The 6,501-nt window shown below is 50.7% G+C and carries 8 protein-coding genes and 2 pseudogenes; 5 read left to right on the forward strand and 5 right to left on the reverse strand.

Translation table 11 applies throughout. The features are described 5' to 3' along the window. Positions 1–250 precede the first annotated feature (250 nt). Entirely contained in the window at positions 251–727 is a 477-nt protein-coding gene (locus tag AB2L51_RS02350) for a YaiI/YqxD family protein (RefSeq protein WP_395580955.1), read from the forward strand. 84 nt (positions 728–811) lie between these two features. Here the strand turns inward: AB2L51_RS02350 and glsA are convergent, their stop codons facing one another. Continuing rightward, positions 812–1,813, reverse strand: coding sequence for a glutaminase A (glsA, locus tag AB2L51_RS02355; protein WP_395580956.1), 1,002 nt, complete (start codon positions 1,811–1,813; stop codon positions 812–814). 406 nt (positions 1,814–2,219) lie between these two features. On the opposite strand from glsA, the gene AB2L51_RS02360 reads away from it, so the two are divergent. From AB2L51_RS02360 to AB2L51_RS02370, 3 genes are read left to right on the forward strand one after another with little or no spacing between them, the layout of a single operon-like run. Then, positions 2,220–2,891: a sigma-70 family RNA polymerase sigma factor gene (locus AB2L51_RS02360; RefSeq protein WP_400920540.1), complete on the forward strand. Its 672-nt coding sequence runs from the start codon at positions 2,220–2,222 to the stop codon at positions 2,889–2,891. Continuing rightward, entirely contained in the window at positions 2,888–3,400 is a 513-nt protein-coding gene (locus tag AB2L51_RS02365) for a hypothetical protein (protein ID WP_395580958.1), read from the forward strand. The genes AB2L51_RS02360 and AB2L51_RS02365 overlap by 4 nt, the downstream gene beginning before the upstream one ends. Continuing rightward, positions 3,397–3,867 carry a periplasmic heavy metal sensor gene (locus tag AB2L51_RS02370; RefSeq protein WP_395580959.1) on the forward strand — a complete coding sequence of 157 codons (471 nt, stop codon included), beginning with the start codon at positions 3,397–3,399 and terminating at the stop codon, positions 3,865–3,867. The genes AB2L51_RS02365 and AB2L51_RS02370 overlap by 4 nt, the downstream gene beginning before the upstream one ends. Positions 3,868–4,216: 349 nt before the next feature. Here the strand turns inward: AB2L51_RS02370 and AB2L51_RS02375 are convergent, their stop codons facing one another. Beyond that, complete coding sequence (locus AB2L51_RS02375; RefSeq protein WP_395580960.1) at positions 4,217–4,423, reverse strand: hypothetical protein; 207 nt, start codon at positions 4,421–4,423, stop codon at positions 4,217–4,219. A gap of 292 nt (positions 4,424–4,715) precedes the next feature. Between AB2L51_RS02375 and AB2L51_RS02380 the strand changes: the two are divergent. Beyond that, positions 4,716–5,096 (forward strand): annotated as a pseudogene (locus AB2L51_RS02380) (IS5/IS1182 family transposase); the annotation flags it as partial. A 136-nt stretch (positions 5,097–5,232) separates the two neighbouring features. Here the strand turns inward: AB2L51_RS02380 and AB2L51_RS02385 are convergent. From AB2L51_RS02385 to AB2L51_RS02395, 3 genes and pseudogenes are all read right to left on the reverse strand, one after another. Further along, the gene (locus AB2L51_RS02385) at positions 5,233–5,778 is read right to left on the reverse strand and encodes a hypothetical protein (RefSeq protein WP_395580961.1); all 546 of its coding nucleotides are present in this window, start codon (positions 5,776–5,778) and stop codon (positions 5,233–5,235) included. Positions 5,779–6,003: 225 nt separating this feature from the next. Then, positions 6,004–6,177, reverse strand: a pseudogene (locus AB2L51_RS02390) (invasion associated locus B family protein); the annotation flags it as partial. Positions 6,178–6,216: 39 nt separating this feature from the next. Further along, a partial coding sequence (locus tag AB2L51_RS02395) for a transposase (RefSeq protein WP_395580962.1) occupies positions 6,217–6,501 on the reverse strand: 285 nt, incomplete at its 5' end.

The raw sequence follows: 6,501 nt of genomic DNA on the forward strand, positions 1-6,501 counted from the left end.
ATCCACTGCGCAGGATATGGTCGTTTCAGGGCAAAAAACGTTATTTAAATTTATTGCACGACCGTATCCCATACATCCTCCCTGTTAAGCCCGGGTACTGCAAACTCCTGTGCCTTACAGTACAAGATACCCGGATGCCCCGGACAAGGCATGCCGTCCTGTTCCTGCATGGAGCCTGTATGGACCCTTCCTCCCCCTAGCCAATGTCATCTGCCTTGCTCCACGGGCAAGGCTGCGTCAAATTACACATATGATCCGTATTTTCATCGATTCCGACGCCTGCCCCGTCAAAGACGAAGTGTACCGTGTCGCCACACGTTATAAGCTGCATGTTTTCGTTGTTTCCAACCGCATGATTGCAGTACCTGCGTCTCCACTCATCGAGCGCATTGTTGTAGATTCCGGCCCCGACGTAGCCGATGACTGGATTGCCGAGCGTGTTCGAAGCCGGGATATAATCATAACCGCTGACATCCCCTTAGCCGCGCGCTGCGTGGAAAAAGGCGCTTATGTCCTTGAACATAAAGGCAGGTTACTTGACAGTGATTCCATAGGCATGGCCCTGGCCATGCGGAACCTTATGACCGATCTGCGCTCAGCCGGAATGGTCACATCCGGGAGCGCCGCATTTTGTAAAGCAGATCGCTCCCGTTTTCTTTCTGAACTCGATACACTGATAGTCAAAGCCCGCAAACCGCCGATACATCTGTTACCTCCCAACGGGTAACAGACTGGTCATGATTTCTTATCTATGCATAACAATACGACGTTGCTGCGTATGCCGGTTGTAAATGTCTTTCTGGTAAAATGCTTACTGTGCTTCTGAGGCAAAAATGTTAACGCCCAGCGCCTCGGCAATAAACTGTACAGCAAATTGCCCGCGCACACTGTTCCCGGCCGCGTCAAGAGGGGGCGAATAAACACCAATGGCCAACCTGCCGGGGACCACGGCCACAATACCGCCACCTACACCACTTTTTCCTGGCAGCCCAACCTTGAACAACCACTCGCCAGACGTATTGTACAGACCAGCCGTAGCCATAACAGCCAGCACGTGAGCACTTGTAGCTGCATCAACCACAGCATAATGGGTGCGTGGGTTAGTCCCCCCATTTGCGAATGTCGCCCCCATGGTTGCGAGATCAACCGCATCCACATCGTAGGAACATTCGCGCGTATAAAGATCAACCGTCTCCGATACATCAGCGTATAAATGATCATAACTTTGCAGTAACATCGCAATAGCCTGATTATGCTGGTTACTGGCCATTTCAGACCGGTAAACATTATCATTCAGATGTAATGTGCGCCCGGCAAATGCAGAGGCAGTGTCTATAATATTCTGCCATTTTGCATCCAGTGTTTTACCCACGACCAGACTGGTAGTTGCAATAGCGCCTGCATTAACAAGCGGGTTACCTGGAGGCGGGCTACCACCCAGCCTGTCATTATTCAGTTCTACCGCCAGCACAGAATTAAACGGCAGACCAGTCGCATTCACGCCGATCTTATGCAGAATACTCTCTGCCCCCTGCTTGTGCAGAACATCCGCAAGTGTAAAAATTTTAGAGACAGATTCCACAGGAAACGGATGCCCTGCATCCCCAATCCGGAATACCCGCCCATCCACGGTTACAACAGCAATGCCATAAAGTTTGCTGTCCGCCTTGGCCAGATACGGAATGTAACTGGCATTTTTTCCATCCATGACAGGCTTGTACTTCTCATAAGCCTCTTCAATCACTTTCTGGATAACAGCGGAAGATACCTGCTGTGGCTTGTCCCGCGCACTGGCTTGATCCGCAGACCGCACGGTAAACCCTGCTGTTAATATTAACAGAGCTGATATTTTGATAAAAAACTTATTCCGCATGCCATAGATCTTCCGCAGATATTTGTATAATATATTATTACAACATACTTCATGGAAAATAAAATCTCACACTATCATTTAAAATAACATGCTCCCTTCTCTCTCCATAGCAATGGACAGGGATTAATAGACAAAACCTTTCTTCTATCGCGATATGAAGTGATGTCGGAACATCACGCATGGCTAGGCCAGTGGATATACATATGCTGTAGCAGAGACGGATATTCCAGTTCCTCTCGCTCCTCCGGTTCCAGCGTCAAAAACTGGCTGGAAAATTTTTACCTGCTTGCGGGGGATGACCAACAATCCGCCGTATTACGGTCAACAGCAGACATGGCGGAATGGCATGATAGAATGGCGCTTCAGCAGGATGATCGGCTTGCAAGTTGCCGAATGCACGGCTCCAAGCCATGCGGGGCCGGGGTATCGGTCAATGGCAGGTGAGCGTCGCCGCTATGGCGAGGCATCCGATGACGATCTTCTGCGCTGGTCAGGGATGGGAGATCGTGACGCGTTTGACCAAATCGTGCTCAGGCATGGTCCATATGCGCTGCGTACGGCCTGCCGCCTGACTCGTAATGTCGAAGCCGCAGAGGATCTGGTGCAGGACGCCTTCGTGCGGGCATGGAGCCATGCGCGCAATTTCGATGGTTCGCGCGCGCGATTTACCACATGGCTTTACCGGGTCATCGTCAATCTCAGCATTGATCTTACCCGCCGGAAGCAGATGGAACCTCTACCTGAAGGATTCGACATGGCCGATGACGGACCGTCCGCTGAAAGCCGTCTGGAAGCAATGCAGGAACGTCAGGCGCTTGTCACAGCACTTCAGGCAGTACCGCCGAGGCAGCGGGCAGCGATGGCGCTGGTGTATGATGAAGGTCTGTCCGGTGCAGAAGCCGCACGCCGCATGGGGCTTTCAGCCAAGGCGGTGGAACGGTTGCTCGCACGAGGGCGAGCGCTCCTGCGGGAGACGCTGGGGAGAAATGCTCGCGCGGAAGGAAAACAAAGCTCATGATGACGCAGAAAAGATTCCGCTACCTGGCAGAGTGTTACGGCGCGGACCTTTCCCGCTGGCCTGTGGCTGATCGTGGACCGGCTGAGGCACTGCTCGCTGGCTCAACCGAAGCGCGCCTTGTCCTGCAGGAGCAGCAGGGTGTAGACGCGGTCATTGCCAGTGCGTTTGATGCCCAGAATGCGGAGCTTGTCGCACAGACTGCTCATGAAGACACACATGCAGCCCTGACGCGCCTGCGCGCGGGTGTAGCGGGACGGATTGCCGAACAGAGCGGGACAAAAAGTTCATCGCGTGAATGGTGGCGCTTCATGCCCTGTCGGCCAATAGTCTATCCAATCTGGGCGATGACAGCGAGTGAGCTTGTCATCTTCCGTCGCGCGGGATTGGTACTCAGTTGCGCCTTTGTCGTGACAGGCGGTTTATGGCTGGGATGGATACAGTCATCCGGGGGGGTGAGCGACATGCTCAACACGCTTCTTGTGATTCCAGTAAGCGGTGACGGATTATGATTTTTTACAATGCAAAGAGCTGGCCTTACCGATGGCTGCTGGCTGGTTCTCTTCTGCTGAATCTCTTTCTTGTCGCCAGTGTTGGCGGTCAATATCTACGCCATCGTGAAAGACATATGCCCATTTTCATGCGCGTTCTACAGCATGTAACGTCTCGGCTTGATGCACAGGACGCAAAGACTTTCCGCTCCGTATTGCATCAGGAGGCACCTCATTATACTCAGGCGCAGGAAAACCTCGCACGGGCCCGTGCGGAAATCGACCGTCAGTTACTGGCACCGCAATTCGACCCGGTGGCAACCCGCGCGGCCATGCAACAATGGCAGGCCGCATGGAATGTCTTCGTCAGCACATTCAGCGACGCTCTGGTCGAAGCCATGGGCCGTCTGTCTCCAGAGGGACGTCGTGCGCTGGTCAGCGCCACACCGCACCGGCGACCTGTTCCTGATCTATTTTCAACAAAGTAGGATACCGCTGAAACGCCTGAGCCGGGGGACGCCGATCCGTCATCCGTAGAATATCCGGTTGCAGAACGACCAGATATTCTCTCCAACTCTGGCGGTTCAGACTTCATATTTCACAAATACCATGTTACATGCAGGCCACGCTTTCTCTGCAGGCAGATCATGTTTTCCCTGCTCGGCGCTCTCACCCTTATGGCATGTACATCGCCCGCTCCGGTCACTCCGAGTTTTACGGTCTTGCCCCGACCCGACGAGACTTTTGCTGCGTTCCAGAAAAATAATGCCCAATGCCGTCTCTACGCACAGACACAGACGGGCGCAACACCATCACAAAACACAGCATCAAACGGCCTTAAAAGCGTCGCTCTTGCCACTGGCATCGGCGGCTTCCGGCGCTTTGCTGGGAAGCATCACCGGCAATGCCGGCCACGGAGCCGCAATCGGTGCAGGAAGCGGCCTCCTGCGTGACGCGATCATCGGAGTTGGTCGCGTCCAACAGGCCAGCCAGACGCTCCAACACCGTTATGACGGCGCATATGCCCAGTGCATGGTCGGCCATGGCGAGCGACTGCCCCCACTCGATGGCCTGTGGCCACCTCCCATTGTTGCGTGCCCGTCACCGGTCATGATCTACCCTGCGCCTGTCTATCCTTAGAATCTGTGTTTATTCCATCGTATTTCTCTCCTTCGCCCGTAACAGTATTGAGTCATTCAAACGGAGGTCAGCATGTCCAACATTTTCAAAAAGTTTACGATCAGGACCAGTAATTTCTTTCTTCTCTTGCCATTTATTCTGGGCACGGTCAGACCAGCTCTAAATGACATGGCGTTCGCGTAGGCCAGTGCCAGTGCCCCATGCAGCAGCCAGCGATGGCACCAGACTACGCAAGGGCCTGCTGGATAAAGCCAATATGGCATCAACGGTTTGGGCGGATATAGCCTACCGCTCTAAAGCCGATAAGGACTTCATGGAAAAGCACAGCTTTGTCTCGAAAGTTCACAGGAAAAAGCCTCATCACAAACCCATGCCTCGCCATATCCAGCGATCCAACGCAGGGAAGGCGCTGGTCCAATCCCGCGTCGAGCATGTCTTTGCTGATCAAAAATCACAGACAGGACTGTTCGTCCGAACCGTAGGCATAACACGAACCACCATGAGGATCTGGCTGGGCAATATCGTCTATAATATGCACTGCTTCCTCCTTTTGGAGTGGATTAATGCCGCCGCGTAGAAATCCAGCGCATAAAACCATCACTCTGCGCAAAACGTAGAGCGAAAATTATTATCCAGAACCTTCAATGCCGGCCTACTGACCCTAAAATCAGGCAAAGAAGTCTGTAATTCACGGTTCTTCAAATCCTCCATCTTCACCATAGATACGGCGGATGTCGCCATGATGGAGGATAACTCCATCGGTATTGAAGGGTCACTGCCGTTGTTTTTTTCGCGTATGTTTCAATCTCTTTAATGACAACTTTGTCATTCCCAATCAGTGTAACAACATACCAGATGCCTGCAGGTATATTAAAGAAGTTAAACCGACCCTCCGCACCACATATTGTATGTCGTGTAGTGCTTAATATACTGGGAGGAACAATTTTGGTATCATTGATTGCACCATAACGGAACATCATATCCACAATATGATCAGAAGTTTGATTTTGGGGAATTAATTGTACGTCGTTTCCTGCACAATTTAATTCTTTGTCTTTACTACTTGAAAAGTGGGTAAGCCCTCCATAACCATTCGGAATACTTTGTTGAAAGAAAGCATGCATAAATGCCGTTCCCGTGATAGTCGCCGTGCCTTTTTCATCTGGTATATCTTGCGCCAATGTATTTTGTGATATTAATAAAATGACAATTAAAGAAAATGTTTTGCATAAAGTAATATTTTTATTTAAGAAATACATACTATAACCCCTTTAATGACAAATAACTGATATGAGATCAATAATTTCTATAATAGAAAAGAATTTCCTCAGAAGATAACCCGGGATTGAATATTAGAGAACAGATCGCTGATTTTTTGCACCCCAGTTCGGAATTTTTTGGTGTTTATCTTCCTCAAATGGCAATAGAATCTATCTTCGACCTCTTCAGAATTTTACCAGAATACGGTAGTAATTTTACTGCTGTTAATTACGGGATGCCCCGTTTTCTAGAGTTTTCAAGGCAACATCAAATCCCTCAAGAGTGAAATTAATCGTAAATACTCCTCGTACCAACTTATCAATTTCAATATGACCAGTATGAGAACGACGTAATGCGTCAACTTGATCTTTATTCATGTCTAGCATGGACAGACAGCCAGAAGTAACGCAACTCTACCCCGCTAGAGCATGTCCACTTTATTCCGGCTCATATCCAGCGGCTGTAAAGAAGTTAGCGCATTCGTCAGGAGTGAAAGCATCCAGGACTGATCCAGCGGCGTCCCATAAGGTTGTGACGGTTCTTACTGCCTTGGCGCGTAAAAGGGCCTTGAGTTTGGCAAAGGCCATTTCGATCGGGTTGAAATCCGGACTATAGGGGGGCAGGAACATCATCTGTGCCCCCGCTTGTTGATTTTCACTGAGAACTGACCCGGGTAGGGCGGAAATTTTCATCGAGATTTGACCCATGCCTTCACACTCCCC

Origin of the sequence: Acetobacter fabarum, assembly GCF_040702925.2 — a bacterium.
In the GTDB taxonomy this organism is placed as follows: domain Bacteria; phylum Pseudomonadota; class Alphaproteobacteria; order Acetobacterales; family Acetobacteraceae; genus Acetobacter; species Acetobacter fabarum_B.

Excerpts from the sequence above, each read along its gene's own strand:
- AB2L51_RS02370 (WP_395580959.1), top strand. The coding sequence starts at position 3,397 with ATGATTTTTTACAATGCAAAGAGCTGGCCTTACCGATGGCTGCTGGCT.
- AB2L51_RS02350 (WP_395580955.1), top strand. The coding sequence starts at position 251 with ATGATCCGTATTTTCATCGATTCCGACGCCTGCCCCGTCAAAGACGAA.
- AB2L51_RS02365 (WP_395580958.1), top strand. The coding sequence starts at position 2,888 with ATGATGACGCAGAAAAGATTCCGCTACCTGGCAGAGTGTTACGGCGCG.
- AB2L51_RS02360 (WP_400920540.1), top strand. The coding sequence starts at position 2,220 with ATGATAGAATGGCGCTTCAGCAGGATGATCGGCTTGCAAGTTGCCGAA.
- AB2L51_RS02375 (WP_395580960.1), bottom strand. The coding sequence starts at position 4,423 with ATGGCCGACCATGCACTGGGCATATGCGCCGTCATAACGGTGTTGGAG.
- AB2L51_RS02385 (WP_395580961.1), bottom strand. The coding sequence starts at position 5,778 with ATGTATTTCTTAAATAAAAATATTACTTTATGCAAAACATTTTCTTTA.